The following is a 24,851-nucleotide window of genomic DNA, read 5'->3' on the forward strand; positions in this document are numbered from 1 at the left end:
TTGGTTTATCAAACCACACAAAAAAGGCCGCTACTCGTGAGAGTAGCGGCCTTTTTTAGAAGGCATCAAGCAAATTACTTGCGTTTCACCGGAGCTTTAGCCGGAGCTTTACGCGTAATTTCATTGATGGCGGTAGTTACTTGTCCATCGGCTGGGTCCAGGGCCTTGGCAGCCTGCCAGTAGGGCAGCGAAGCAGCCTTGTCGCCTTTCTGGTAGTAGTAGTAGCCCAGGTACTTGTTGGCTTCCACAATGCCGTCTTTATACTTGGTGGGATCAGTAGCCAGCTCCAGGTACTTCTCATAGTAAGGCTTGGCCGAACCCTGCTTGGAGTCGGGGTCAAGGTTAGCATTGGCACGGGCCCGCATCAAGTAGCCAGGAATGTAGTCAGGCTTAGCCGTGGTGATAACGCCGTAGAGGCTGTCGGCCTGGGTGTACTGTTTGTTGAACTCGTAAGCGCGGGCCAGGTACACTTTGTTGGTCAGGGCATCCGGGTTCTTCTTGGCAATGATGCTATACATCTGGATTGCCTTCGGATAGTTCTTGGATGCCAGGTAAGCCTGCGCCAGGTCATTCTGAAGCTCTTCTGCTTTGGCAGGGTCGTTCTTGATGGCCTTTTCGATGGTGGCAATGCCTTCCTGCGTACGGCCAGCTTTGGCCAGCATCTTCCCGTAGTACACGTAGTCCTCGGTGATGAGCTTATCGGCCGGTACCAGCTTCATGTAGGCATCCATAGCCGCCAGTGCCTCTTCGTTTTTGCCCGTTTCGTAGAGCGAGTACGCCTGCAGACGGTTCATCGTCACGTTCTTCGAGTCACGCTGCAGAATGGTTTGTACTTCCGTCAGCGCTTCGGGGTACTTCTTCGTCAGGAACAGGAACGAAGCGTACTTAGCCTGCGTGCTGGGCGTGTTTTCCGCCATGTCGCGGTACTTCTGGAAGGTGCTCAGGGCATCGTCGTACTTCCCTACGAAGTAGTACATTTCGCCCAGCTCACGGTAAGCGGGAGCAAAGTTGGGGTCCAGAATAGTGGCTTTCTGGAAGGCGTCACGAGCGCCGTTGTAGTTGCGCGAACGGACGTTCAGTTGGCCTTTGCGGTAGTAAGCCGTTACGTTGTTCGGGTCGGCCAGAATGGCGCGCTCGTAGTTGTTCATGGCTTCACCGCCGCCATTCTCCTGCTTCAGATAGATGTCGCCCAGCAAGTTCATGATGCGCGGGTCATCCTTCTTGTTCAGCTTGTTGGCCAGGGTCAGGTATTCTACCGCCTTGCCATTGTCTTTGGTTGGCGACTCGGCATAGGCCTGACCAATCTGCGTGAGTACTTCCTTGTCTTTCGACTTAGTAGCTTTTACGGCCTGCTCGAACTGAATCTGGGCTTCGGCGTTCTTGCCTTGGGCCAGGTAAGCCCGACCGGAGGCAATCTGCGCCTGCGCTCCTTTGGAGGCAGTAGCCGACTGCGTGAAAAAATAGGCGGCCGAATCCGGCTTTTCCATCATCTGGTACAGGCGACCCAGCTCGAACGCCGACTCCGGCGTCTGGCCTTGGCCCAACTGGCGCCGGGCGTCGCTGTATCGCTCCAGCTCAATGGCTTTTTGAGCGCCAGCTACATTCTGCGCCACGGCAGCCGTGGTGCTGACGGACAAAGCAACGAGGAGGGAGAGCTTCCAGGGCTTGAACTTCATGTGCGAAAAATTAAATGAAAGCGTAAGAAAAAAAGTGAATAGGGAGCAAAGCTAGTTGGGTTTCGTCGTCACGATGCGAGTCTGACCGACGGCTGGCATCAAACCGGATTTGAGGATGATGAGCTGTCCCTTGGTTCCGGCTACGAAGGATGCAAAACCGGTGCCAAGTCCTGCCCGCGCCTCCCGGCTGATGACGTACACATTGCGCCGGAGCGGGTAGGTCTTCAGCGCCAGATAGGCCTGATAGGGCTGCACATAATCTTCCGTGCTCTTGGGGGCTTCGGCCGTACTGATGCCAGCTACCCGTACGCGGCGCAAAAAGCTCTGTACGGAGGCATCGTCCCGGTCGCTGATCCAGTTGACGCCAATGACCCCAATGGCATTGGTGTGGGTAGCAACGTAATCCAGCAACGCGGGGTTCGATTTTGAGGCAAATGCCTTCTTTGTCAGCTCGGCGCCGCGCGTCACGGAGTCGCGCACGTAGCGGCTGGTGCTGGAGTTATTCGAGTCGAACACCACGGTAATATCCCCCAGCTTGCTGCTACGGCTTATCTGCTGCCATTGGGTAGCCTTGCCCGTGAAAATATCACGCAGTTGGCTTATAGTCAGCAGCGAATCGGCATTTGCCGGATTCACGATAATAGCCAGGGCATCGATGGCAACGTGCGTGGTGCGGGGAAAGAGCTTGAGCCGCTCAAAATGCGTTTTCTCCTCGGTAGTCAACTCCCGGGATATAATGGCTACGCGCACTTTGTTGTTGAGCAGCGCTTGCATGGCGTCGGACTCGGGCACGTATTGCGGCTGAATCTTGGCGTACTGATACAGCTGCTGAAACGTATCGACGTGTGACTTCACAATGGGCTCGAAGGTAGCGTCTACCGCTACCTTCAGCACGCCGCTGGTGGGCGTGTCGTCGATATTTTCGGCCGTAGGTGGTCCACCGCTGTTGCAGCTGGTAACCACCACACTCGCCAGCAGAAAGGCACCCAGCTGTAGGGAAAAAAGCTTATTCTTCATCGTCTTTGCCAGTTATGCTGCGGTAGTTGCGAACAAATCTAATAATTCCGTAGAGGACAAACACGGCTCCCAGCAGACGGCGGGGCGTGGTGGGCAATGAGAAAATGGAAACTGGTACGAGCAGCAGGTAAAGGCCCAAGGCGGTATACACAATGGCCATGACGAGCACGAAATAGCGTGTCAGACGCTGCGGGCTTTTTTGGCCCAGTCGTTCGCGGGCGGGGCGGCGGTCGAGCATGCAGGAGAAAATGAAGGTCAGAAAAAGCTTAAACGCATAAAGGTAGCCAGATTGTTGGGGCAGGTTGGCCAGCGCAGTTAGTCTGGCTCCAAAGGCGCACAAACGCCCTTCGCCACCTAGTTGTCTAGGCCAGCGAAGGGCGCCCGGAAATCTACGGCGGAGGCTTATTGAAACTGAAAGGTAATAGGCAGCGTGAACCGAACGGGTACGGCACGGCCGCCCTGCTGGCCCGGCACCCAATGCGGCATGCTCTTAATCACCCGTTGGGCTTCTTCTTCGGTGCCGTAGCCTAAGCCTTTGAGTACCTCCACGTCCATTACCTCGCCGTTGGTGCCTACCGTAAAGGAAACGTACACCCGCCCTGAAATCTGGTTCCGCAGCGCTGGACCCGGATAGTGCAGATTCTTGCGGAAGTATTCCCCGAGGGCTTTGTCTCCCCCGGCAAACGCAGGCATAATCTCCGCCGTCAGGAATGGCTTAGGCGGTGCTACGGCTACTGCCGGACCGGCAGTACTGCTGTCTGAGGAACCTTTGCCAGTACCAGTGCCCGGAATAGCCACCGGCCCAACCTGAGCACCAGAGGGGAACTCTGCGTAATCACTAACAGCAGGAGTTACGGGCTTTATATCAGGTTTTGTTACCTGCTCATCTGGTTTAACAGTCGGTACTATTTCATCTGGAGGGCGCACTACTGGCGGCGCTACCGGAGCCCGGCCCAGCTCTTTCGGTTTAGGCTCTATTATCTCAGTAAACCGAACCCCTTCATCATCATTTATCACTGGCGGAGAAACCAATACTGGCTCAGGCCAGAAATAGCGAACCAATACGGGCGTTGCCACCAGCAGCAGAAACAGTGCGGTGGCAATACCCACGGCGGCTTGCAAATGGCGGTGGTATAGCTGCCGGAGGACGAAAGCCCCATAGGCCTTGTTGCGCCCTTCGAACACGATGTCGTCGAGGGAGGCGGTAAGCAGGTTGAGCGTGGTCATAGGTGGTATAGGTTAAAGGTGAACGATGGTACACAGCGCGTAGTATCCAAGCCAACCTTCTCACTCACAGAACCCTGCTTGGCTTTCATCTGCTTAACGCCCCGGCTGAAACGGCTAGTATATACCCCGCTGTATTTTTTAGAGAATATTTTTGGGCACGAAAAAACCCGAACCAGGCCGGAGCCTGATTCGGGTTTTAGGGGCCGAAGCCAAACGCTTACTTGATGGCGAAAGTCACCGGAACGGTAAACGACACGCTTACGGCGCGGCCGTTCTGTTTGCCCGGAGCGAAGCGCGGTAGCGTTTTAATTACGCGAACAGCTTCTTCGTCGGTGCCACCGCCCAGGGGCTTCGTAACCTTTACGTCGGTTACGCTACCATCAGGGCCTACGGTGAAGTTCACGAATACCTTGCCTTCGATCTGGTTGCGTAGGGCGAGGGCGGGGTAGCGGATGTTTTTACCGATGTATTGCAGCAGGGCTTCCTGACCACCGGGGAATACCGGCATCTGCTCTACATAGGTATATACCTTCTGCTCCACCACTTCCTCCACTACCTTGTCGCCGGTGCCTTCGAGGCCCGTCAGGTCGTTGGGGTTGTCCGTGTTGCCTTTCACCGTTACGGCGGCCACTACCTTTTCTTCCAGTTCCTTCTGATCCGGAATTTCTTCCACCTTGCGCACTTCCTCGTCCTTTTTCACGACGGGCGGAGTGAACTTGATGGTCGAGAGTTTGGGCGGTGGTGGGGGCGGCGCCTCGGGGGGAGGCGGTGGTGGTGGGGGCTTGGTTTCGTCCAGTGGAGGAGCATCCATCAGAACGTTTTCCTTGAGCATCTTGTCGTCCTCTACCACGTCGTTGCTGCCAAACATGCGCGCCAGAAGCGGGAACGTTACGAGCAAGGCGAAAAGAGCAACGGCAATGAGCAGTGCCCGCGTCACGTGCTTGTTGTACAAGCGCCGCAACACATATGCCCCATAGGCCTTGTTCCGGCCCTCGAACACGATGTCGTTGAGGCTAGCGTGCGCTAGTTGCGCGTTATCCATCATAAGCCGGAGGTTGCAATAAGTTCAGTGTCGACTTTCGAAATGGGCACCAGCGCGTACTTTTTCTGGTCGGTGATGTTCATTTCATCCAGGATGTCCACCATATTCTTGTAGTTGGACTTGTCATCCGGCTTGATCAGAACCACCGTCTTGGGGTTCCGGCGCTGCCGCTGGAGTAGCACTTTCCGAATGCCGTTCGCATCGTAGCTCGAAAGCTTCAGCTCGGGCTTGGTCGTAGCATCGGCCAGACCTTCGTAGTAGTACACCTTGTTGTTCTCACCCATCAGGATAGTAAAGGCATCCGAGGCTTTCAGCTCCGACTGTTCTTCCTTGTTCTTCTCCTTCACGGGCATCGTCACCTGCATCACGTTCGGCTTGTTGAACGTGGTGGTGAGCATAAAGAAGGTCAGAAGCAAAAAGGCCAAGTCCACCATCGGTGTCATGTCGATTTTGGTCGACATTTTTTTGGCCCGCTTCTTTCCTCCTTTACCGGAGTCGGCTTGTTGTTGTATTTCTGCCATGGCTGCGCTTAGCGGCTCACTACCGGCTTGTTCTCCAAGTCGGTAATGAGGTTGAAACGGTTGATGTTCTTGTTCTGCAACAGCTGGATAACTTTTCTTACCGTGGCTACATCAGCGTCATTATCGCCTTTGATGGCAATAAAGGTGGGTTTCTTCACCGCGTCCATATTGGCCTGGCGGGCGGTCATTACCCAGTCGATGAGCTGCACCGTATCAGCTTCGGAAAGCAGACCAGGCTGCTTTACCTCTTTGCGCTGCTCCGTGCTCATATCGAGCAAAGAGCCGAGCTGCTGAACCGGCACGCCAAAGCTGTTGAGACCACCAAAGGCGCGCTTCTGCTTTTCGGTGAACGAAACGCCGTACTTGGCGCCCATCCGGTCGAGGAGCAGAGCCCGGGCTTTGTCGCTTTCCAGCCCGAAGAACACGCGCTTATCCTTGTCGATAAGCAAGCGGATAACGTTGCTTTCCGGCAGCTTGATTTCCGAGGTAGAGGAGGGTGTATCCACTATCACCACTTCCTCGGGGGCAAACTTGGTGGTGAGCATAAAGAACGTCACCAGCAGGAAGGCCAGGTCCACCATCGGGGTCATATCCAGCGAAGGGGACGTTCTATGGGGCTTAACTTTAGGCATTTCTTGCGTGGTTTTATTCAGACAACGATACGTACACTGGCTTTATTGCGTAACCGCAACTTAAGCTGTGTAAGTTTCTTTTTCGCCGTGCTGAGCCGCGAAGGTCTGAATAATGCTGAAGCCGGCTTCGTCGATGCTGTAGGTCAGCTCGTCAATCTTGCTGGTGAAGAAGTTGTAGGCAATGATGGCAATGGCCGAGCCGGCAATACCGATAGCCGTGTTGATCAGTGCTTCCGAAATACCTTCAGCCAGGGCTACGGCGTCGGGGTTACCAGCCTGGGCCAGAGCCGAGAAGGCCTTGATCATACCGAATACCGTACCCAGCAGACCTACCAGCGTCGATACCGAAGCAATGGTGGAGAGGATAACAAGGTTCTTTTCCAGCATAGGCAGCTCCAGCGTCGTCGATTCCTCGATTTCCTTCTGGATAGCCAGGATTTTCTGGTCTTTGTCGAGGCCACGCTCGCGCGACATTTCCTGGTACTTCAGCAGGCCCGACTTAACTACGGCGGCTACCGAGCCTTTCTGCTGGTCGCAGACGGCAATAGCACCCGAGATGTCGTTGGCGTTCAGCTTCTGGCGGATCGAGCGCACGAAGCTTTCGATGCTCTTGGAGCCTTTGGCTTTGCTGATGGTGAGGAAACGCTCAATCGAGAACGTAATAACCAGCAGGAAAAGCGTCATCAGGATAGGTACGATAACCCCCCCTTTGTAGATGGTGCCCAGGTAGTTGCCTGGCAGAGCAGCATTTGCGTTGTCACCACCCTGGAAGTTAGCGCCATTGCCCAACACGAAGATGAAGATCAGGATGCTAACAATAAAAGCCAGCGGAATCACGATGGCGGCAAACGCGGAACCGCCTTTTGCTTCACCCTTAGGTGCAGCAGGAGCGGCAGGCCGCACGTTCTTGTTCATGGCATTCTTTTGTTCCATTGTTCCGGAAAATTAGGAGGTTGGTTGGTGAAAGATGAAGTTGTGAGTGAAAACTGTGACGAAAGGCTTTAAGACGGAAACGCCCCGCTCACCCGCACCATTGCCGTACTAAAGGCAAGCAAGTGGGTCTGCTCGTGCGCGGGGTCAGTTCCGAAAGTTAGACTCTCTCTGGCAAACCTAAACAAAACCCTGCGCGCTGCCAAATCCAAAATGCGTTTAAAGGCTTTCATGCAGGGCAGGTCTTAAAAAAACGCTATTCCGGGGAGCCGGCAGTCGGCAGCTGCTTGGCCTGGTTCCAATACACGTCCATCTGCGCCAGCGTTAGGTCCCGCAGTTGGTATCCGTCGCGCGCAGAGGCAGTTTCGAGATGTTGAAAGCGGTGAATAAACTTCCTGTTGGTGCGTTCCAGGGCTTCTTCGGGGTTGATACCGGCGTGGCGGGCAAAATTGATAAGCGAGAATAATAAGTCGCCAAACTCGGCAGCGGCCCGCTCCTGTCGGCCTTCGGAAGGCACCGCATCGGCAAACTCATTCCCAAACTCCTGCAATTCTTCCTGCACCTTTTCCCACACCTGCTCCGGCTTTTCCCAGTCGAACCCCGCACCACGCGCCTTTTCCTGAATTCGCATGGCTTTGATAAGCGCGGGCAACGAGGCAGGTACGCCACCAAGCACCGAGGAGTTGCCTTTTTCCTGGAGTTTAAGCTGTTCCCAGTTGCGCTTTACGTCTTCCTCGCTCTCGGCCTGCACATTGCCGTAGATGTGCGGATGGCGGAAAATGAGCTTTTCGCACTGCGCGTTCAGCACGTCGGCAATGTCGAAAGCACCCTGCTCGCTGGCAATCTTGGCGTAAAAAGTCAGGTGCAGCATCACGTCGCCCAGCTCTTTTTGCAGGTCGGGCAGGTTGCCGCGGATGATGGCGTCGCTGAGCTCGTAGGTTTCCTCAATGGTAAGGTGGCGCAGGCTTTCCAGGGTTTGCTTTCGGTCCCAGGGGCACTCGGCACGAAGGCGGTCCAGCACATCGAGCAGGCGGCTAAAAGCCTCCAATTGGGCGGGGCGGCGGGCAGCAGGGGAGTATTCCATTAGTTCAAATATACAACGGCCGCCGGCTTCTGCTGTATCGACATCAAATAGCGGGGAAGTACACGCCCCGGCTGGTTGGTGGGGTGGCGTAGCGAAACCCGGGGTAGTTGCCTACTTTTGCCCCGCATTTAGTTGACTTTTCAACGCTTCACTTTTTACTGGCACTGTGGCACTGATCAAATCTATTTCGGGCATCCGGGGAACCATTGGGGGCGCGGCCGGCGACGGCCTCACGCCGATTGATATAGTAAAGTATGCCGCTGCCTTCGGTACCTGGGTGCTGAACACCACCCAGAACAACACCATCGTGATTGGCCGCGACGCGCGCATCTCGGGCGAAATGGTCAGTCGCCTGGTGTCGGCCACCCTGCAGGGGCTGGGCATTGATGTTATCGACCTGGGTTTGAGCACCACGCCTACCGTGGAAATGGCCGTGCCGGCCAAAAAAGCGGGCGGTGGCATCATCCTCACAGCCTCGCACAACCCCAAGCAGTGGAATGCCCTGAAGCTGCTGAATCAGAAAGGGGAGTTTATTTCCGACAAAGACGGCCAGCAGGTACTGGCTCTGGGCGACTCCGAGTCGTTTGACTTTGCGCCCGTCACCAAGCTGGGCCAGTACTCTACCGACGACACCTTCCTGCAGGAGCACATCAACGCTATTCTGGCGCTGCCCTTGGTAGACAAAGCCGCTGTTAAAGCCAAAAACTTCCGGGTGGTAGTGGATGCGGTGAATTCTTCGGGGGGCTTTGCCGTGCCGATGCTGCTGGAGCAGTTGGGCGTGGAAATCATCGAAAAGCTGTTCTGTGAGCCTACCGGCGACTTTGCCCACAACCCCGAGCCGCTGCCCGAGAACCTGCGCGATATTGCCCGGGTGCTGGAAAAAGGCTCCTTCGACCTCGGTATTGTGGTGGACCCGGACGTGGACCGCCTGGCCCTGGTGAATGAGGATGGCTCCATGTTCGGGGAGGAGTACACGTTGGTGGCCGTGGCCGACTATGTGCTGCAGCAGAATGGCGGTGGCAACACCGTGAGCAACCTCAGCAGTACCCGCGCCCTGCGCGACGTGACGGAAAAGCACGGCGGCCAGTACGCCGCCGCCGCCGTGGGCGAGGTGAATGTGGTAAACAAGATGAAGGAAACCAACGCCGTTATCGGTGGGGAAGGCAACGGCGGTATCATCTACCCCGAGCTGCACTACGGCCGCGACTCCCTGGTGGGCATTGCCCTGTTCCTAAGCCATCTGGCTAAAACCGGCCTGACCATGACGCAGCTTCGTGCCTCGTACCCAAACTACTTCATCTCGAAAAACAAGATTGAGCTGACCCCGGAAATCAATACCGACGAGGTACTGGTGCAGATGCAGGCGCGCTACGCCAAGCAGCCTATCAACACGATTGATGGCGTGAAAATCGAGTTTGACAAGGAGTGGGTGCACCTGCGCAAATCCAACACCGAGCCTATCATCCGCATCTACGCCGAGTCGACCTCCAACGCCACGGCTGACTATCTGGCCAACAAAATCATCGGCGACATCAAGGAGATTATCAGCAAATAACTTCTTGTTTCAGTAAGTGCTGGCCTTTGCGAAGGGGCTATAAACGTACAGGATTTCGGCTACCCGGTCGGAATCCTGTATTTTTGTGGCGTCAGACTTTCAGTCTCTGTTGAATAAGCTGTTGCCCTGCTCATGAACGTGTATTTCGATAACGCCGCCACCACGCCGCTGGACCCCGAAGTGCTGGATGCTATGCTGCCCTTCCTGCAAAACCACTTCGGCAACCCCAGCAGTATTCATGGCCACGGCCGACAGGTGCGCGCCGCCATCGAAAATGCCCGTAAGACCATTGCGCACCTCATCAATGCTGCGCCGGCTGAAATCGTATTCACCTCCTGCGGCACGGAGGCCGATAATTATGCCGCCTTTGGCAGTGTGCGTACCCTGGGCCTCAAGCACGGCATTACTTCCAAGCTGGAGCACCACGCCGTGCTGCACACCATGCAGGCGCTGGAAAAGTGCGGTGACCTGAAGCTGAGCTACCTGCGCCACGACGCGCAGGGCCGCCTCGATCTGGAGCACCTGGAAGAACTGCTGGCCTCGCACCCACGCACGTATGTGAGTTTGATGCACGCCAACAACGAAATTGGCAACCTCAACGACATTGCCGCTATCGGCGACATCTGTGCCCGGCACAATGCGGTATTTCATACCGATACGGTGCAGACGATGGGCCACTACCGCCACGATGTGCAGCAGTTGAAGGCGCATTTCCTGGTAGGCTCGGCCCACAAGTTTCATGGGCCGAAAGGCGTAGGCTTCCTGTACCGCCGCTCGGGCCTGCTGGTCGATGCCCTTATTCATGGCGGCTCGCAGGAACGCAACCAGCGCGCCGGCACCGAGAATGTGTATGGTATTATCGGCCTGGCCAAGGCGCTGGAAATTGCTTACCGCGACATGGCCGCGCACCAAAGCCACATTCAGGGTCTGAAAGACCGGTTTATCGAGAAGCTGCGCGCTGAAGTGGATGGCGTGGAGTTCAACGGCACCTCGGCCGATGCGGCTCACAGCCTGTACACGGTGCTGAGCGTGAGCTTGCCGCCCTCGGAGATGAACGAGATGCTGCTCTTCAATCTGGATATCAACAAGGTGTCGGTGTCGGGCGGCTCGGCGTGTACCAGCGGCGCCAATGCCGGCTCGCACGTGCTCAATGCCCTCAACGCCGACCCCGACCGGGGCACTATCCGCTTTTCCATGAGCAAGTACAACACGGCAGAGGAAGTGGATTACGCCGTGGCGCAGCTGGCGCGCATGTATCGGAAAGAGCCGCTAAGCATTTAGTCAGTCAGTAGTAGATGGTGGCCCTGTTCAGGCTTTGGCTTATTCGAACTTATGGCAGCTAATAGGTGCTCTCAGCCCCGCCACCGCCGAACTGGCCCCCGCCAAACTCGAAGCCCGGCTGAGGCGCCTGCGGCACAACGGCCGTTTGGGCCACCACCAATGACTCCAGATTGAAGTGAGGCGGCTGCTCATCATCCGGCAGGGACGTGAGCCCATGCCGCTCCGGCCGGAGGTAGCGTGCAGCCCAGGCAGCTACGGCCAGCAACACCACACCGGCCAGTACGGCGGCTATTTCGGGTGGCAGCAGTGACCGGTAGTACCGCAACGTAGCCACCGAGCAGACCGCCGTCAGTAACCCCGTCAGCAGCCAGATCCGGCTGGGGCGCCGCAAGCCGGTTACAATATAATACAGCGGGATACCTGCCGTCAGAGCATAAAAGACCGGGGCCAACGGAATTTGCGTTGAGGTGAAGGCACCGCTGAGCATAGCATTGGCTTCCCGCACCACGTAATAGTTGCCGGCCGCATAAAACGTGAGCAGCACCAAAACCTCCAGCAGCGTCAGACAAGACCGATAGTACAGGTAATCAGGGCGCTTATGCAGCTGGCGCACGAGCCAATAAGCTCCCACTGCCACCAGCATGAGCACAAATGGCAGCAGCGCCTGTCCATACGGCACCTGCAGCGCGGCATTGACGACCAGCAACAGCAGCAGCAGGTAGGTGGCGGCGGCCACCAGCCTATCGGCGTAGCGAATGGTGGCTACGAGAAAAACGACGAATAGCGGCCCCAGTGCCAACTGCAGATACGGGTTGCCCAGGGATTCGTAGTGCCGGCTGGCTACGGGAATTACGTCGTAGACTACACCGGTGAAAAGAACAGTAACCCACCCCAGGCAGCAATACAGGAGCGCGTTGTCGGCTCCGGCGTGGTAAATACGGGAACCCCGGATGCTCATTTCCAGCACAGCCAGGCTCCCGGCGGCACACAGGAAGGCCAGCACTTTCAGGAAGGAAGAGGACACGACGTCGGAGAGGATCAGCGCCAGAAAACCCGCGGCCCCGGCAACGCCTATGCAGGTGAACAGAAACAGTCCGATGCGCAGAAACAGCCCGGGCCGGTAAAATTCCAGCGGGTAGCGCGCCCGGATAGCCTGGTGCTGCTCCGCGGTAAGCAAGCCGCGACGGTGCCAGCGGGCGGCGGCTTGTTGCATGGCTTCCTGGTAAGCCCAGGCAGGGTTGTAGGCTTTCAGGCTCATGCTAGGCGAAGAAATTTCTTGGCGTTGACGAAGAAAAGAATAACGGCCACCGCCGAACCCATGAAATAGAACAAGCCCAGCATAATAGCAGCTTCCCCGTCGTTGAAATCAAGCAAATGGAAAAACAGGTAGGTGACGGTGATATAGCCATACACGGCGCCCATCAGCAGGAAAAGGTAGGAATGACGGAGCCGGGCATACCACACCAGGCCGGCGCTCAGCGCCAGAATAAGCAGCACCAGCACCGCATTGGGTAAGAAGCTGGACAGGTAAAAATCAAACAGGGAAACAGTAGCAGCCAGCAGGGCCAGGTTGGCTCCCAAGGAAATATAGGTGAAGGCAAAGTGCCGCTTCCGATCCGCAAAATCGGAATAGAACCCCACGCCGGCCAGCAGCAGCCCGAGCAGCACCGCCGCCCCTCCCAGCCGCGAAGACAGAAAGCTATTCTCGGTGAAGGCCGAAAGCGGAGCAATGCTCACGCCCACCCAGGACGCCAGCGCCGTAAGGCTCATAGCCAGCACGCCCCGGTGGTCGAAGCTATACGCCAGGGCCAGGAACAGCGCGGCCGGGAGAATGGTAACCAGCCCGTAGCGGCTCCCGAAGAAGTTGTACTGCACCTGCAGATACGTTTCCAGGGCCAGAAACAGCAGGCAGCCCAGCAGCAGGATATAGTCCGGCACGAAGCTAACGGGCCGGGTTTGCCCCCAAGTGAAGGGCTGCCGGTGGCGGGCCGCGTACCCAAAGCTGGCGGCCATCAGCAGCACCATGCTCCCGATAATGACCCCGTGCCCGATTTCGCTTAGATGCTGATACAGCAGTACACCCAGCCCACCGGTGAGCAGGGTAATGCCCAGGTACAGCCCGGCGCGCAGCTCATAGTGCAGGGAAAAAGGACGCGTCCGCTCATCTTCTCGGATAGCCGCAGCCTGGGCCGCTGGTAGCAGCTCGGCATTCTGTAAGTCAGTCAGAAGTTGCTCTGGTATCATGCAAAGTAGTAAGCCGGCTCACGAAAGCTTCGGGCTTAAACATAGCACTTCTTAGATGAGGAACCGGATAATAGCCATAAAGGCGAAGGGAGTTTCGTAGCGCGCTTCGCCGGATGTAAGCTCCTGCCAGTGCTGTCAGGGTAAGCTTCGTCGAAAAGGGACGTATCGTATTTCTCCTATAATGCGTATGGACAGCCCAAAACCCTGCTCTCCCTGCTATGGCCGACATCAATATTCAACGCAAGAAGTCTTCTCCCAGTCCCTGGCTGCTGATTCTGCTGGTGCTGGCCGTGGTGGCGGCCGCCGCTTACTTTCTGCTGAGGCACGATACCAACTCCACCACGCCACCCCCAGCCGCTACCGCTGCCAACCCGGCCCCCGACAGCACTACCGGCGCCGAAACTGGCCCCCGTCCCGACAACAATGCGGCTGTGGCCGATATGAGCACCCCCACGGAAGCTGCGGCTACCCCGGAAGAGTTGGCCTCCTTTGCTGCGGCCGATGCCGCCACGCCCGACTACGGCCGCCGCGGCCTGCAGCAGTTGAGTGCCGTACTCAGCAGCCTTGCCGACCGGGGCGACCTGCGCGACCCGGCCATCAGCACCCGCCGCGACGATCTGACCAGCGCTACCAGCCGGCTTGATGAGGCCGGCGCCAGTCTGCGGCCCGGCTACGTAGCTGCCACGGCCCTCATGCAGGCTATGCAGCAGAAAGCTTATCCTGAGTTGGAGGCAGAAGTCAACCAGCTGACGACTGAGGCCGATGCGCTGACCGGTCGGGCTGTCACGCCCCAGGACCAGCAGGCACTGAAGGCCTACTTGACCCACGCGGCCCGCGTAGTGCAGGCTCTCAATCAACCCCCGGCGCGCTAAGCGGCCGCCGTATTCCCTTCGATAGTTTTGCCCATGGAACCCGTTACCGACCCGATTCCCTCTGCCCAGGGTATGCACCTGCGCCGTCTGCGCGACCTGACGGAGTTTGAAGTAGCCGATGGCAACCCCGACGTACGCGGCTGGGCCGTGCGCGGGGCCGATGGCCGCCAATTTGGCCAGGTGTACGAGCTGATTGTGGATGCCGAGGCCCTGAAAGTCCGCTACCTGGATGTGGAGCTGGACGAGACTTTGCACATCAACGAGCGGGACCGGCACATTCTGCTGCCTATTGGCGTGGCTGCACTGGATGAGGATGGCGACAACGTGTTTGTGCCCTCGCTCACGGCCCAGTCGGTGCTGGACTACCCACCCTACGCCGAAATCCAGATTACCCGCGAGTATGAGCAAGCCATGCTGCGTGCCCTAAATCTGCAGCTGCCCGAGGGAGAACAGAGTTTTTACAACCAGCCCGGCTACGACGACAGCCAGTTCTACCAGCGCCGTCGGCTGAGATAAGTGCTTGCCAGCTGAAACACGCAGGCCCGCTTCCAGATTACTGGAGGCGGGCCTGCGTGCTTTACAGTGAAGAAGACGCTAATTCCGCCGAATCATATCGGCCACGGCGTCTACCCATTGTGGGTGCGAGTTGAGCGAAGGCACCAGCTGCCAGTGCTTGCCGCCGGCCTGCTCAAACATTTCCTTGAATTCTTCACCTACCTCAATAGTCGTTTCCAGGCAGTCGGCCACGAAAGCCGGGGAGAAGGCCAGTACGTTGTGGATACCCTTGCTGGGCAGTTCCTTGAGCACCTCGTCGGTGTAGGGCTGCAGCCACGGGTCACGCAGGCGGCTTTGCAGGCGGCTCTGGAAGGTAGTAGTGTACTGTTCCGGAGTTAGTCCCAACGCTTTGCCCAGTTGCCGCGACGTTTCAAAGCACTGCGCCCGGTAGCAGTAACGGTTGTTTTTGTTGTAGCTGGCGCAGCAGCTGCCCAGCTTGCAGTAGCCTTTGTGGCTGCCCTTCAGCACGTGCCGCTCTGGGATGCCGTGGTAGCTGAAAACGATGTGGTCGTAGGCGTGCTTTTCCATTTCGGCCTTGCCCAGCGTGGCAAAGGTTTCGATGAAGCCCGGCTCCTCCACGAAGTTGCTGATGAACGAGATGCTGGGCACAATCCACCAGTCTTTCACAATGTCCATCACCTTTTCCTGCACCGAGCCCGTGCTGGCCGCCGCGTACTGCGGAAACAGCGGCAGCACGATAATCCGCTCTACAGCCGCGTCGCGCAACTCTTCCAGGGCACTTTCGATGCTGGGGTTCTGGTAGCGCATCCCGAAGGCCACGAGGTAGTCTTTGCCCAGCTGCTCCTGCACCAGCTTTTGCAGATCGAGGCCATGGTAGAGCAGGGGAGAGCCGCGGTCCGTCCAGAGCAGCTGGTAGATCTTGGCCGATTTGGGCGCCCGCAAAGGCACCACCAGCCCCCGGAACAGCGGGTAGCGGATGGCGGCCGGCATGTCAATCACCCGGGCATCGGTCAGGAATTCGTTGAGGTAGCGGCGTACGTCCGGGGTGCGGGGCGAGTCGGGCGTGCCCAGGTTCACGAGGAGTACGCCGATGCGGCCTTTAGAAGCGGATGAGGGCATTATATGCAACGGTTAGCAGTTAGCCTGTAGCCGCCGGCCTTTCGCAAGGAAGGCGGCCGCCAGGCGCGGGCGTCTGAGGGAGAACTGTGCGTTAAACCAAAAAGAAAGCTGTTTGGCTCTGTTTCAGCTGCAAAAAAAGCTAATATCTAACTGCCGACAGCTAACCGCTCAGAATAACCGTACCTTTGCAGGCCAATTTTCAGACACTGAAGTGAATACCGAACCTAAACCGCACCGCGCTGGCTTTGTGAGCATTATCGGCAAGCCCAACGTGGGCAAGTCGACGCTGATGAACGCCCTCATGGGCGAGCGGCTCAGCATCGTAACCAGCAAAGCCCAGACCACGCGCCACCGCATTCTGGGCATCCTCAACGGCGACGACTTTCAGCTGGTATACTCCGATACGCCCGGCATTATCCAGCCCAAATACGAGCTGCACAACGCCATGATGTCGTTTGTGTACTCCTCCTTGGAAGATGCCGACGTAATTCTGTTCGTGACGGATATCTACGAAAAGCACGACGAGGAGCCGGTAGTAGAGCGCCTGCGCAAAATGGTGGACACGCCCATACTACTGCTGGTAAACAAAATCGACCAGGCCGACCAGGCCAGCGTGGAGGAGAAAGTAGCCTACTGGCAGGAGCACCTGCCCAACGCGGCGCGGGTACTGCCCATTTCGGCCCTGGAGAAGTTCGGGACCGGCGAACTGCTGGACCTTGTGCTCGAAAAGCTGCCTGTGCACCCGCCGTACTACCCCAAAGACGAGCTGACCGACAAGCCGGAGCGCTTCTTCGCGGCCGAAATGATTCGGGAGAAAATCTTCAAACTCTACAAGAAAGAGGTGCCCTACAGTTGCGAGGTGGCCATCGAAGAGTTCAAGGAAGACGACGACATCATCCGCATGCGCTCCATCATTTACGTGGAGCGCCCCAGCCAGAAAGGCATCATCATCGGCCAGCAAGGCGCGGCCCTCAAAAAAGTAGGCACCTGGGCGCGAGAGGAAATGGAGAAGTTTTTCCAGAAAAAAGTGTTCCTGGAAATCCATGTCAAAGTCAACGAAAACTGGCGCACCGACCCCAAAGCCTTGAGCCGGTTCGGCTACCAGTAGTAGTGAGTAGTTGGTATTGAGTAATGAGACAGGTCTTTATTGATATTCAAGAGTCTCACTACTCAATACCAACTACTCACTACTAAAACAACCCCCGACCTCACACTCACTTAACTACTCCGGGCACTGCCGAAACTGGTCGGGCCGGCGGCTGGAGTCAGACAACATGAAAAATACCATTGCCATTGTGGGCCGCCCGAATGTGGGTAAGTCCACGCTGTTCAACCGCCTGGTGGGCCAGCGCAAAGCTATTATGGACAACGAGTCGGGTGTGACGCGCGACCGGCACTACGGCTACGGTGACTGGACCGGCAAATACTTCACCGTGATTGACACGGGCGGCTACGTGCACAACTCCGAAGACATCTTCGAGGGCGAAATCAACAAGCAGGTAAAGCTGGCCATTGAAGAAGCCGATGTAGTGCTGTTTATGGTGGATGTAGACTCCGGCCTGCACCACCTCGACGAAGAGTTTGCCAACGTGCTGCGCCGCTACCAGGGCAAAAAGCCCATGTACCTGGTAGCCAACAAGGCTGATACCAACGTGCGTGCCCATGCTGCCGGCGAGTTCTACGCCCTCGGCATCGGCGACGGGGAAATTTTCCCCATCAGCTCCCAGAGCGGTTCCGGCACCGGCGACCTGCTTGATGCCGTGGTGAGCCACTTCCCCGAAGAAGGTATTGAAGAGCCCGACGCCGGCGTGCCCAAAATTGCTATTGTGGGCCGCCCCAACGTGGGCAAATCCTCATTCGTGAACCTGCTGCTGGGTACCGAGCGCAGCATCGTGACGGATATTGCCGGCACCACCCGCGACTCTATCCAGGCCCGCTACAATGCCTTCGGGCAGGAGTTTATCTTGGTAGATACGGCCGGACTGCGCCGCAAAACCAAGGTGCACGAAGACATCGAATTCTACTCCGTGCTACGCTCCCTGCGGGCGCTGGAAGAGTCGGATGTGTGTATCGTGATGCTCGACGCCACCCGCGGTATTGAGGCCCAGGACATGAACATCATCGGCCTGGCCGATAAGAACCGCAAGGGCATCGTGATTCTGGTGAACAAGTGGGACCTGATCGAAAACAAGGAAACCAATACGGCCAAGGAGTTCGAGGAAAAGATCCGCGAGAAGATTGCGCCTATTAGCTACCCGCCCATCATTTTCGTGTCGGTGCTCAACAAGCAGCGCGTGCACAAGGCCATCGAAACCGCCGTGCAGGTGTACGAGAGCAAGCGCCGCAAAATCCCGACTTCGGAGCTGAACGAGGTGATGCTGAAGGAAATCGAGAAGTACCCGCCGCCTATCCAGAAGGGCAAGCTGGTGCGCATCAAGTACGCCACCCAGCTGCCCACGCACAATCCGGTGTTTGCCTTTTTCTGCAACCTGCCGCAGTACGTGAAGGAAAGCTACGCCCGCTACCTCGAAAACCGCCTCCGCGAGCATTTCGACTTTACGGGCGTGCCCATCGGTATCGTGTTCCGAAAAAAATAATCGTACTGTCGGGTTACCTTCCGGGGGGGAGGGTATAAAGCCCCGTAGCTCACCAAAACTTCCGGTGGAACGCCGGTGCCGCTACGTTTCTTTCGACATCCATTTTACCCAACCCCCACAATGAAAAAGGTTCTGTTCCTCGCCCTGGCTGCTGCTTCGTTCACCTTCGCTTCTTGCGACAGCAAAACCGAAAACAACCAGGAAGCTGCTGCTGAGCAGGTAGAAGAAAATGCTGAAGCCAAGGCTGATGCTATGGAAGATGCCGGTGCTTCGGATGCCGCTGCTGACACTGTAGAAGCCGCTGGCGAAGCCAAGGCTGACGCTATGGAAAACGCTGCTGACGCAACCGACGCTAAGTAGTTTGCTGCGCCTCTCGGCGCACAAAAAAGGCCGCCTCTGCAAAGAGGTGGCCTTTTTTTGTTGCGGTAAATCCTCAAAGCCGGGCGCCGGCCCAGCCGCCGGAGCAAACCACGGCGGGGCTGCGTAGCGCGAGCGAAGCAGCCCCGCAACGTCAGAACGAAATCGTGAGGCTCCTCCTCTCCACGGGAGAGGGGGCCGGGGGGTGAGGCCAATCGGTCCTACCCCAACCGGCGGCGCAGCAACCCATCCACCACCTCGAAGAGTTTGCGCGGGGCATACGTGCGCCAGGGCAGCTCGTCGAGCTGGCCGCCAAAGTTCACGTAGTTGTCGATGTTGAACTGGTGCATTTCGCGCACCACGTGCTCCTGGAAGTTGACACCCGCAATCCAGCCGTCCTCCACGTCCTCAAACCACTCCTCGTAGTACGAGTCGTCGGAGCCATGGAAGTTGAACACGTTTTCGCCGATGAGCACGAATTTGCGGATGCCCTCATGCGTCATCAAATCAATGATGTTGCGCTTGAGGTGCATGATGTCGTTTTCGATGGCGTCGTTCCATTCCCCGATAAACTCGATGACGGCCGTGCCCAGGTCGTAATCCACAAACAGGATTTTCAGGTACAGCGTCTCCGATTCGAGGCTGTCCCACTGGGGGTGAATGTAGTAGCCGTAGATGGTATTGGTAAAGGTTTCCAGGCTGTTTTCGGCCTCGAACAGCGGGGAGCGGGGGTCTTCGGTAGCGGAGTACTGGTCAATCCAGGCGTAGTGCGGCTCAATGGTATGCACGGCAGAGGCGGGTGTGGTGGTAGGGACAGATGCAACAACTCGGGGCGGAAAAAGCTCCCGTAGGCATACGCGGATTCTGGCGTGGCGGCTACCGGAGCCGGCAGGTTGGGCGGGGCAATGCTTAGGGTAAGCCAAGTGGTGTCGTAGCCTTCGCTGTCATGTAGTAAACTTCGCTGTCGTCCTAGCAACCTTCGCTAGCATACTAGCCAGCTTCGCTGTCGTCCTGTAAGCTTCGCTACCGTTCCAGCAGGCTTCGCTACCGTTGCAGCAAGCTTCGCTGTCACTCTCGCAAGCTTCGCTGTCACTCTCGCAAGCTTCGCTGTCACTCTCGCAAGCTTCGCTGTCGTCTTAGCAGGCTTCGCCGTTATTCTGGCAGGCTTTACTACTGTGGCAGCAGGCGTTGCCGTAGCTTCCAAACCGGAGGCGGAGCAGGAAACGGCTGCGCCGCAAAGGACATTTTGATAATCTGAAAATTCTGGTAGTTTACCGGCGGTATTCACCTTAACTGTCTGATAGTATGCCTGCAAACCCCGCTGAATTTACTTTTCGCCACGAAGAGCTGGTACCCCTGGCCAAGCTGCTGCGCGAGCAGTACACCCGCGACAAAGCCGACTTCGTGGACCTGTTACCTGATGAATACACCGACGCTTTCCTGACCGAGTACGACCGGCGCCTGGCTGCCGCAGGCAAGCTCGTGAGCCAGCTGGTGCGGCAGGGGCAGGCTGCCGCCATCGGCCAGCGCCTGAAAGAGAAGGGCGAGGCCCTGCCCGCGCTGCTCAACCGCCTCGAAGCCCGCGCCCGCCGCGTCACCGGCCTCACCGTGCCCCTGAAGAAGCTCGGCTTGAAGGAAGTGCGCGCCGCCTACGCCAGCAACGACCTGGAAAACCTGGATACCGCCCTCAAAGACCTGCTCCAGAACCTCACCGACAATGCCACCGCCCTGGCCGCCAAGGGCCACACCGCCGCCGAAACCACCAAGATCCGCCAGCTGCACACCGCCCTCATGGCCGACAGCGCCGCCCAGGACGCCACCCAAACCAGCAACCAGCGCATCACGGCCGCCAACATCACGGTGCTCAACCAACTCTACGCCCTCATGCGGGAGCTGATGCAGGACGGCAAAAGCCTTTACCGGGGCACCGACAAGGCCAAACTCAAAAGCTACACCCTCCGCCAGCTCCTCAAGCGCGTCCGCCAGCAGCGCCAGGAGCCGGAGGAAGGGGAGAGCGAGGGGTAGCGGAGAATGGCTTGAAAGAGCAACGGGCACCCAACTGGGTGCCCGTTTTCTGTATATACTCGTCGCAAACCACTCCGCGACGAATACAAAGCAGTTTTCTGAGCGGTGTAGAGACGCAACTTGCGTCTCATCGTACGCGCCTCGTACCGTTCAACTATGAGACGCAAGTATGCGTCTCTACATAGCCGCTACAGCATTTGTGAACCTGCTACATATAGAAACTATATCTCGAGCAGGTATTGCCGATAGTGAGGATTTTATATTCGTCCGTCCGGAACCACTGGCTGGCGTTTTGATAAAGTTAAATATTAAGAATAAAAGATGGGCTTTGCTCGTCAAGCCCCGAACCACAGCACAGCAGAAGTACCGCTGCTGATTGATCCAATGTCCCGCCCCACTGTTGGCAATGCCAATGTTGTATGCAGTTTATCTAATCACAATTCCCTTATATCCTTTGCTGATATTTATGAGGTTTCCTGTCTTAGCGTCTATTTTAATGATTTCAAATTCTCCAATGTCTTTGCCTGTACTATTTAACACAACAGTCAAATCGTGTGAAGAAGTATAGATATACTGTTTTAGCTTTTCGTTGTAAGCAAGAGTTGGAATAGATACTTTGTAGATGTTAGGCTTACTATTTGATTTTGCGATTGTCAAAGCTGAATCAACAGAAATAAAATCCAAAGGCTTGTCTTCAGTAATAAATCTTGGAATGAATTCAAAATTTAAAGTATCAATTAATTTGAAGTTATTGTCAACTATTAACCAAAGACCACCTCTTATACCTTTTACATTAGGGTAATCGAAATGATACAAAAAATGCAGTGTTACGAAGGACTTAGGAAGTCGGTTTTTTTCTAAAAATTTCCCAGTCCATTGTTTTTCACGTCTATCTTCGTAACTGTAATAGGAGCCTTCAGAAAGGATAAAATATTGAAATAATCTTTCTCCAATTTGCGATTTTAAAATGCTATCGGCTATAAGGACTGCTTCTTTCGTTTTTGTTGATTGAGAATAAGTATTAATAGAAACGAGTAAGAGGATAGATAAAATAAATTTTCTCACAGTGTCCAAATGAAGTATTTGCTAGAGGGAATACAGAAAATGCTTACAACATTTGTATCCCCGAAGGTTAATGTACCAACCAGTTTCGTAAAGCGGTGCTAAGTACACGAAAAACCTTCGGGAAGCAAGCCAGATATGGGCTGCTTCCCGAAGGTACTTAATTAAAGCACTAACATATACATAGAGCCGCCCGAGACAAGTAGGCTACATGCACTTAAAAGCAGCGTGCTTACTCCGCTCACCCAATGTCTGGCCCGAAAATAACATGCCGATAGACCAAGCAGCAAAGCACTAAACGGCAGCAACATAAAACCCCAATCGGCAATACCCATTAGCGGGTCGTCTGCATCCAGGGTCCACAGAAACACAACCACAGCTACATGCACTGCAAGCAGAGTTATACCAAAATAATCGGCCCGGATAGCTAGAAAGCGCACCTTGTACATGGCATTACGAAAGCCTACTGCCCGGCCTCAATAGCGGCCCGCACGGAGCCGTGCTGCTGCAGAAGCGCCGCCGCTTCGGCCTGGGGGATGCCCAACTCGTCCATGATCATCTTTTCGCCCCGGTCCACGAGCTTGTGGTTGGAGAGCTGCATGTCCACCATCTTGTTGCCCTTCACCCGACCCAGCCGAATCATAGTGGCGGTGGTGAGCATGTTGAGCACCAGCTTCTGGGCGGTGCCGGCCTTTAAGCGGGTGCTGCCCGTCACAAACTCGGGGCCGGTTACCACTTCCACGGGAAAGTCGGCCACGGCGGCCACGGCGGAGGCAGGATTACACACAATGCAGCCGGTGGCAATGCCCCGGAGGCGGGCCTGCTCCAGGCCGCCAATGACGTAGGGCGTGCGGCCCGAGGCGGCAATGCCCACCAGCATATCATCGGCCGTGATGTGGTGAGCCTGCAAGTCCAGCCAGGCCTGCCGCGGGTCGTCCTCGGCGTTTTCCACGGCCTGGCGGATGGCGGTGTCGCCGCCGGCAATGAGGCCCACTACCAAGCCGGCCGGCACCCCGAACGTAGGCGGACACTCCGAGGCATCCAGAATGCCTAGCCGCCCGCTCGTGCCCGCCCCGATGTAGAACAACCGTCCCCCACGCTGCAACCGGGCCACCGTGGCTTCTACCAGCGCCTCAATCTGCGGCAGAGCACCGGCCACCACCTGTGGCACCGTCTGGTCGACGCTGTTGATGCCGGCCAGCAGCTCGCGGGTAGAAAGGGTTTCGAGGTCGTGGAAGTTGGAAGGGCTTTCGGTGGTCACGGGAGGTGAAAGGTGAAGTGGTGAAAGGTGAAGTGGTGAAGCGCTGTCATTGCGAGGAGGCACGACGAAGCAATCCGTCCTGGACAATGTGCTACGCCCTCAGATGTGACAAGCTCTTGCTATACGCACAAACGTCAGGGGCTTTCTGGTAGAAGAAAGTGCCTGGTTTTGCCCAGGACGGATTGCTTCGCTAAGCTCGCAATAACAGCGTTTTCTTGCCAGGGCATGTTCACTTCAACCGGCCAATCACCTTGAAGTTGTCGAAGACGTGCGCGGTGTGCGGGGCGTCTTTATCCAGCTCCCCGGTGAGGTCCTGGCCGGCCCAGTGCTCGTAGTGGTTGCCGCGCCGCCACAGGCGGGAGCGGGTCACGTCGTAAATCTGCCCCTGGTACGCCACCCAGATTTCGTCCCGGTCCTGACCGTTGCGCAGTGCAAGCTGGGCGCGGGTATAGGTTTCTAGTTGCTGGTTGCTGGTTGCCAGTTCAGGCAGGCCCGCCGAAGGCAAGGAAGTTGCCCCAGTGGCGTCTGCGTCTGCAGTAGTGGCAAGCTTTTCTGCTTCCGCAGAAGAATCATCAGGCGCAACAGGCTTTGGCGTAGACATTAACTAGAAACTAAAAACCATAAACCAGCAACTTACCCTAAAAGGGCCTGGGTAAGAATCCAGCGGTTGGGCAGGTCGCCCTGGGAGGCGTGCAGGTAGTCCTGGTAGCTGCAGGGCACAATGCGCTTCACGGAGCTGTCGGCCATGCTTTCCACTTCCAGCCACCACTTTTCGGTGCGGCGGGCTTTGTAGAACACCAGCTTGGCCGGCGTGCCCGGCAGCCCAATAGCGTAGCGCATAAAGCGGCGGCTCTGGAAGTCGGTTTCGCCTAGGCGGTGGTAGAACCCTTCGATGAAGTACCAGAGCATGGTAGCGGCGGCAAACGCGGCCAGGCCATGCTCGTCGCGGCAGGGGCGGTAGCCGTAGAGGCCAAAGGAACTGAGCTGGTCGTTGTGGCCGGCGTACCAGCATAGCTGCGACGCTTCCTCGCCCGTGAGGCCGTAGGGGCTGGCCGGGTAGTAGCCAGGGAAATCGGGCCAGCGCAGGGCCGAGAGGTCGAAGCTGAGCATATCGGCCTGCCGAATGAGTGGCTCGGCCTGGCGCACGTCGGTGTGTACCTCGCCCAGGCGCAGCGTTTCGAAGTGCAGCTTTTCCAAGGTGCCCAGCACGCCCGGCGGCACCAGGTACTGCTGGTGCCCGATCTGGCTGAAGCAGAACAGAAAGTTCGGCTCGTGCATCAGAATGCGGCGCAGATGCGTGTCTTCGGCCGTGGCGCCATCGTGCTCGGCCATGTCCACGCGGGCATCAATGGTAACGTGGCTGACGGGGCGCTCTAGGGTTTCGTAAGCCAGAAACTGCCCGTAGTCGAGGTCCTGTGAGCCGCCCAGCAATAGCGGAATGGTCTTGTTTTCCAGCAGAGCCGCCACAATCTCGCGCAGCCGCAGGTAGGTGTCTTCCAGGGTAAGGCCGGGCCGCAGGTTGCCCAGATCTACCAGCCGGATGGGGCCGGTACCTTTCTGCAGCTGGTAAAACCGTTCCCGCACCGCGTTGGCCCCGTGGGCAGCGGGAGGGCCGGCTGCGCTGCCTCGCCACTCGTCCAGCCCAATCAGGGCCAGATCGGCCGTGCGCCAGTCGGGAAACGTATCCACAAAGCGCGAGGCGTAGGCCCCCAGCGTGGTGGGAGCCGGCGCAGCAGCCAGCGGGTCTTCGGGCAATGGATCAAAAAAGATAGCGAGATTCATCGGACGCAGACGGAGCGGACTCCCACAAAGCTACGCAAAACCCGGCCACGG

At 57.0% G+C, this 24,851-nt stretch carries 25 protein-coding genes; 8 read left to right on the forward strand and 17 right to left on the reverse strand.

Going from position 1 to position 24,851, the window contains the following annotated elements; all coding sequences use genetic code 11:
• Positions 1–74 precede the first annotated feature (74 nt).
• The 9 genes from I5L79_RS06960 to mazG form a co-directional block, all read right to left on the reverse strand.
• Positions 75–1,676, reverse strand: a complete 1,602-nt coding sequence (locus I5L79_RS06960) for a tetratricopeptide repeat protein (protein ID WP_196954303.1) — start codon at positions 1,674–1,676, stop codon at positions 75–77.
• Positions 1,677–1,727: 51 nt separating this feature from the next.
• Entirely contained in the window at positions 1,728–2,693 is a 966-nt protein-coding gene (locus I5L79_RS06965) for a PstS family phosphate ABC transporter substrate-binding protein (RefSeq protein ID WP_196954304.1), read from the reverse strand.
• On the reverse strand, positions 2,683–2,931 hold the full coding sequence (locus I5L79_RS06970) for a hypothetical protein (protein WP_196954305.1): 249 nt from the start codon (positions 2,929–2,931) through the stop codon (positions 2,683–2,685). The genes I5L79_RS06965 and I5L79_RS06970 overlap by 11 nt, the downstream gene beginning before the upstream one ends.
• 164 nt (positions 2,932–3,095) lie before the next feature.
• Positions 3,096–3,920 (reverse strand): energy transducer TonB, encoded by an 825-nt coding sequence (locus tag I5L79_RS06975; protein ID WP_196954306.1) that lies wholly within the window; start codon positions 3,918–3,920, stop codon positions 3,096–3,098.
• 217 nt (positions 3,921–4,137) lie between these two features.
• Positions 4,138–4,965 carry an energy transducer TonB gene (locus tag I5L79_RS06980; protein WP_231402888.1) on the reverse strand — a complete coding sequence of 276 codons (828 nt, stop codon included), beginning with the start codon at positions 4,963–4,965 and terminating at the stop codon, positions 4,138–4,140.
• The gene (locus I5L79_RS06985; RefSeq protein WP_196954307.1) at positions 4,962–5,483 is read right to left on the reverse strand and encodes an ExbD/TolR family protein; all 522 of its coding nucleotides are present in this window, start codon (positions 5,481–5,483) and stop codon (positions 4,962–4,964) included. Before I5L79_RS06985 ends, I5L79_RS06980 begins: the two co-directional genes overlap by 4 nt.
• A gap of 8 nt (positions 5,484–5,491) precedes the next feature.
• Entirely contained in the window at positions 5,492–6,115 is a 624-nt protein-coding gene (locus I5L79_RS06990) for an ExbD/TolR family protein (protein WP_196954308.1), read from the reverse strand.
• A gap of 60 nt (positions 6,116–6,175) precedes the next feature.
• Positions 6,176–7,048 carry a MotA/TolQ/ExbB proton channel family protein gene (locus tag I5L79_RS06995; RefSeq protein WP_231402890.1) on the reverse strand — a complete coding sequence of 291 codons (873 nt, stop codon included), beginning with the start codon at positions 7,046–7,048 and terminating at the stop codon, positions 6,176–6,178.
• Positions 7,049–7,301: 253 nt separating this feature from the next.
• Positions 7,302–8,129, reverse strand: coding sequence for a nucleoside triphosphate pyrophosphohydrolase (gene mazG, locus I5L79_RS07000; RefSeq protein WP_196954309.1), 828 nt, complete (start codon positions 8,127–8,129; stop codon positions 7,302–7,304).
• Positions 8,130–8,295: 166 nt separating this feature from the next.
• Here mazG and glmM point away from each other — a divergent pair, with 166 nt between their 5' ends.
• The gene (gene glmM / locus I5L79_RS07005; RefSeq protein WP_196954310.1) at positions 8,296–9,684 is read left to right on the forward strand and encodes a phosphoglucosamine mutase; all 1,389 of its coding nucleotides are present in this window, start codon (positions 8,296–8,298) and stop codon (positions 9,682–9,684) included.
• Between the two features lie 132 nt (positions 9,685–9,816).
• Entirely contained in the window at positions 9,817–10,965 is a 1,149-nt protein-coding gene (locus tag I5L79_RS07010) for a cysteine desulfurase family protein (protein ID WP_196954311.1), read from the forward strand.
• A gap of 58 nt (positions 10,966–11,023) precedes the next feature.
• Here the strand turns inward: I5L79_RS07010 and I5L79_RS07015 are convergent, their stop codons facing one another.
• Positions 11,024–12,223, reverse strand: coding sequence for a hypothetical protein (locus I5L79_RS07015; protein ID WP_196954312.1), 1,200 nt, complete (start codon positions 12,221–12,223; stop codon positions 11,024–11,026).
• On the reverse strand, positions 12,220–13,209 hold the full coding sequence (locus I5L79_RS07020; protein ID WP_196954313.1) for a DUF2157 domain-containing protein: 990 nt from the start codon (positions 13,207–13,209) through the stop codon (positions 12,220–12,222). Before I5L79_RS07020 ends, I5L79_RS07015 begins: the two co-directional genes overlap by 4 nt.
• Positions 13,210–13,427: 218 nt before the next feature.
• On the opposite strand from I5L79_RS07020, the gene I5L79_RS07025 reads away from it, so the two are divergent.
• The gene (locus I5L79_RS07025) at positions 13,428–14,081 is read left to right on the forward strand and encodes a hypothetical protein (RefSeq protein ID WP_196954314.1); all 654 of its coding nucleotides are present in this window, start codon (positions 13,428–13,430) and stop codon (positions 14,079–14,081) included.
• A 33-nt stretch (positions 14,082–14,114) separates the two neighbouring features.
• Positions 14,115–14,597, forward strand: a complete 483-nt coding sequence (locus I5L79_RS07030; RefSeq protein WP_196954315.1) for a PRC-barrel domain-containing protein — start codon at positions 14,115–14,117, stop codon at positions 14,595–14,597.
• Between the two features lie 78 nt (positions 14,598–14,675).
• On the opposite strand, the gene hemH is transcribed toward I5L79_RS07030, so the two are convergent.
• The gene (gene hemH / locus I5L79_RS07035; protein ID WP_196954316.1) at positions 14,676–15,716 is read right to left on the reverse strand and encodes a ferrochelatase; all 1,041 of its coding nucleotides are present in this window, start codon (positions 15,714–15,716) and stop codon (positions 14,676–14,678) included.
• 211 nt (positions 15,717–15,927) lie between these two features.
• On the opposite strand from hemH, the gene era reads away from it, so the two are divergent.
• From era to I5L79_RS07050, 3 genes are all read left to right on the forward strand, one after another.
• The gene (era, locus tag I5L79_RS07040) at positions 15,928–16,824 is read left to right on the forward strand and encodes a GTPase Era (RefSeq protein WP_196954317.1); all 897 of its coding nucleotides are present in this window, start codon (positions 15,928–15,930) and stop codon (positions 16,822–16,824) included.
• Between the two features lie 166 nt (positions 16,825–16,990).
• A complete protein-coding gene (der, locus tag I5L79_RS07045; RefSeq protein ID WP_196954318.1) occupies positions 16,991–18,313 on the forward strand; it encodes a ribosome biogenesis GTPase Der in 1,323 nt (440 codons plus the stop codon).
• Positions 18,314–18,433: 120 nt separating this feature from the next.
• A complete protein-coding gene (locus tag I5L79_RS07050; protein WP_196954319.1) occupies positions 18,434–18,673 on the forward strand; it encodes a hypothetical protein in 240 nt (79 codons plus the stop codon).
• A gap of 218 nt (positions 18,674–18,891) precedes the next feature.
• On the opposite strand, the gene I5L79_RS07055 is transcribed toward I5L79_RS07050, so the two are convergent.
• A complete protein-coding gene (locus tag I5L79_RS07055; protein WP_196954320.1) occupies positions 18,892–19,458 on the reverse strand; it encodes a hypothetical protein in 567 nt (188 codons plus the stop codon).
• A gap of 517 nt (positions 19,459–19,975) precedes the next feature.
• On the opposite strand from I5L79_RS07055, the gene I5L79_RS07060 reads away from it, so the two are divergent.
• Complete coding sequence (locus I5L79_RS07060; RefSeq protein WP_196954321.1) at positions 19,976–20,695, forward strand: hypothetical protein; 720 nt, start codon at positions 19,976–19,978, stop codon at positions 20,693–20,695.
• Between the two features lie 426 nt (positions 20,696–21,121).
• Here the strand turns inward: I5L79_RS07060 and I5L79_RS07065 are convergent, their stop codons facing one another.
• From I5L79_RS07065 to I5L79_RS07080, 4 genes are all read right to left on the reverse strand, one after another.
• Complete coding sequence (locus tag I5L79_RS07065) at positions 21,122–21,760, reverse strand: hypothetical protein (protein ID WP_196954322.1); 639 nt, start codon at positions 21,758–21,760, stop codon at positions 21,122–21,124.
• A gap of 460 nt (positions 21,761–22,220) precedes the next feature.
• The gene (murQ, locus tag I5L79_RS07070) at positions 22,221–23,018 is read right to left on the reverse strand and encodes an N-acetylmuramic acid 6-phosphate etherase (protein ID WP_196954323.1); all 798 of its coding nucleotides are present in this window, start codon (positions 23,016–23,018) and stop codon (positions 22,221–22,223) included.
• A gap of 229 nt (positions 23,019–23,247) precedes the next feature.
• Positions 23,248–23,499 carry a cytochrome b5 domain-containing protein gene (locus I5L79_RS07075; RefSeq protein WP_231402944.1) on the reverse strand — a complete coding sequence of 84 codons (252 nt, stop codon included), beginning with the start codon at positions 23,497–23,499 and terminating at the stop codon, positions 23,248–23,250.
• Positions 23,500–23,651: 152 nt separating this feature from the next.
• Positions 23,652–24,800, reverse strand: coding sequence for a formimidoylglutamase (locus I5L79_RS07080; RefSeq protein WP_196954325.1), 1,149 nt, complete (start codon positions 24,798–24,800; stop codon positions 23,652–23,654).
• Between the last annotated feature and the right edge of the window lie 51 nt (positions 24,801–24,851).

It is taken from the genome of Hymenobacter guriensis, assembly GCF_015773195.1.
GTDB lineage: Bacteria > Bacteroidota > Bacteroidia > Cytophagales > Hymenobacteraceae > Hymenobacter > Hymenobacter guriensis.